Origin of the sequence: Alkalimonas sp., from assembly GCF_020831925.1 — a bacterium.
Classification (GTDB): Bacteria; Pseudomonadota; Gammaproteobacteria; order Enterobacterales; family Alteromonadaceae; genus Alkalimonas.
The window spans coordinates 1-2047 of sequence record NZ_JAFIFQ010000126.1; the positions used below are offsets into that span (position 1 = coordinate 1).

At 52.5% G+C, this 2047-nt stretch carries 1 protein-coding gene and 1 pseudogene; one reads left to right on the forward strand and one right to left on the reverse strand.

Annotation, left to right across the window (positions count from 1 at the left end; translation table 11 throughout):
* A pseudogene (locus JJU14_RS16565) lies at positions 1 to 540 on the forward strand (exo-alpha-sialidase); the annotation flags it as partial.
* Between the two features lie 75 nt (positions 541 to 615).
* Here JJU14_RS16565 and JJU14_RS16570 read toward each other — a convergent pair.
* Positions 616 to 1977 carry a Fic family protein gene (locus tag JJU14_RS16570; protein ID WP_228614819.1) on the reverse strand — a complete coding sequence of 454 codons (1362 nt, stop codon included), beginning with the start codon at positions 1975 to 1977 and terminating at the stop codon, positions 616 to 618.
* Positions 1978 to 2047: the final 70 nt, after the last annotated feature.

Genomic DNA, 2047 nt, shown 5'->3' on the forward strand with positions numbered 1-2047 from the left:
AACATCTGGATCTGGCGGCTAAGCTGGCATCAGCAGCAAGGCTTGGCTATTGGCTACAAATGCGGCAAACCACATTTCATTCGAGCCTATCACACCAGCAACGGCAGTGATTACCAACCTATCAGCCCAGATTGCTACAGTGGCAGCTACGCCAACGAAAGTGGCTTGTTGTTTGAACCTGATGGCACCGCGCTCTGCCTGCTACGCCGCGATCCGGATCACGGCCTGTATGGCCGCGCCAGGCCGCCCTACCAACAGTGGGACTGGCGCGATATTGGTTGCCGTATTGGCGGGCCCGAGTGGCTGGAGCTGCCCGATGGCCGCTTGCTGGCCTGTGTGCGGCTGTACGATAACCAGGTACGCACCAGCTTGTGCTGGATAGATCGGCACAGCGGCCAGTTGACCGAATGGCAGGCCCTGCCCTCCGGTGGCGACTGCAGTTACGCTGGCATGGTGCTACAGGGCAGTAAAGTCTATATCAGCTACTACTCATCGCATGAAGGCCAAAGCCGGATTTATTTGGCTATGGTAAAGCTGTAGTCATCACGGCATATGATCCGTTGCTTATTCAGGTAACCTTGATTCAGCTGTATCATCGCTTCTGCCAAACCACGGTCAATGGTGATGAGCAGACCTCCAGACATGATACTCCGAAGGGCGAAGGCCATACCGGGCAAGCACCCCCTCATGCAGCCGACGGAGCTCTTCGATAACCAATGCTTCTACCTTGGGCCGGTCATGTTCCGGAACCTGCTCAACGACAGCTCGTTGAATAGTCGAAAGCGGCTCAGCATCTGGTTGGCTGACCACGCAATAAATCGTTTGTTTAATAAAATCACGCCAGGCCAGCCGAACAGGATCGGGTTCAGCCAAATCTTGTTTAATAGCCAGATACTCTTGTGTCGAGCGCTCGTAAGCCCACACGTAAAGGTCGCGCAACAGTTCCACTCTGGTCATTTCGTACACGCCCAGTGTGGCCCTACTGTAAGCCTGCTCCGGTACATCGAGAAAAGTCAACGGACACAGGTTCGCCCGAAACAACGGCAGATTGGCCGCCAGTCTCGAGGTGCGTTTATTGATATCGGCAAAGGGCTGCAAGTAGGGCAAATGCACCATGATGAAAAAGGACTGTTCAAAAGGATCTTGAATTAAGTTGGCCTTGTTGAGCATTGCATCCAACACGATGTCAATTTGCTGAGGTGTGGAAAGTGGCCGATAAGCACTTTTTCCAATATCCACCGCGTGCTGGCGGATACGCCCCTCATCTGCCGGATTCGCCAGTAAGTTCTCGGCCAGAGCACTATGCAGGTTCATGATGGTGTAGCGGCTAAAATCCGCGCTATCTATGTTTTCAACCAGCAATTCTATGGCCGTTTTATGGTTAAGGATCATCTGAGTTTCAATGGCTGCTTTGCCATGTGCGGCCTTACCCTGTTCAATAAGTTCACGCGTATCCAAACGGGAATAGGTATTGCCTTCAAGCTGACTCGACGCCCATGATAAATCAATCAGCAGGCGGCTCAGTATCGCACGGCTGTATGTGCCTACAGGCTCTGCACTATCCACTGTTCTGCCCATTTTATGCAATTGGCGACGCAGAGATTCAGACAAATACCAGGTCTTATTAGGGAGGTAGGCATCTAAAAAGTCATGCTGGTAACCCATCGGCTTACGTGCTTCTACTGGCTGGTCAATGTAGGCTAAGATATCCTGACTATCGGCTGAAACGGGAATAAAGTCCGGGAAATGATCAGCTCTGCCGGATTTGTGGCTCACAGCTGGCCGATGCTCAGCAGCAAAATAGCGACGAGCCCTGCCTTCACCCTGCCCTATCAGCTGGCCACTGGCAATGTGCTTCGCGATAGTCCGTTGCGCAGTCCGCCTGGCAATACCAGGGTGCTTAACCAGTAGCTCAGCCAGTGTAATACCAGCTTCAGCAGCCTTGATGCTATGCAATAAATCCGTGGTAGCTGACATTGGTAATGGCGCCGTTGCAACCTAAACATGGCGCAATTATGGCGCAGTTGACAAAACTGCGCCAGTTTTT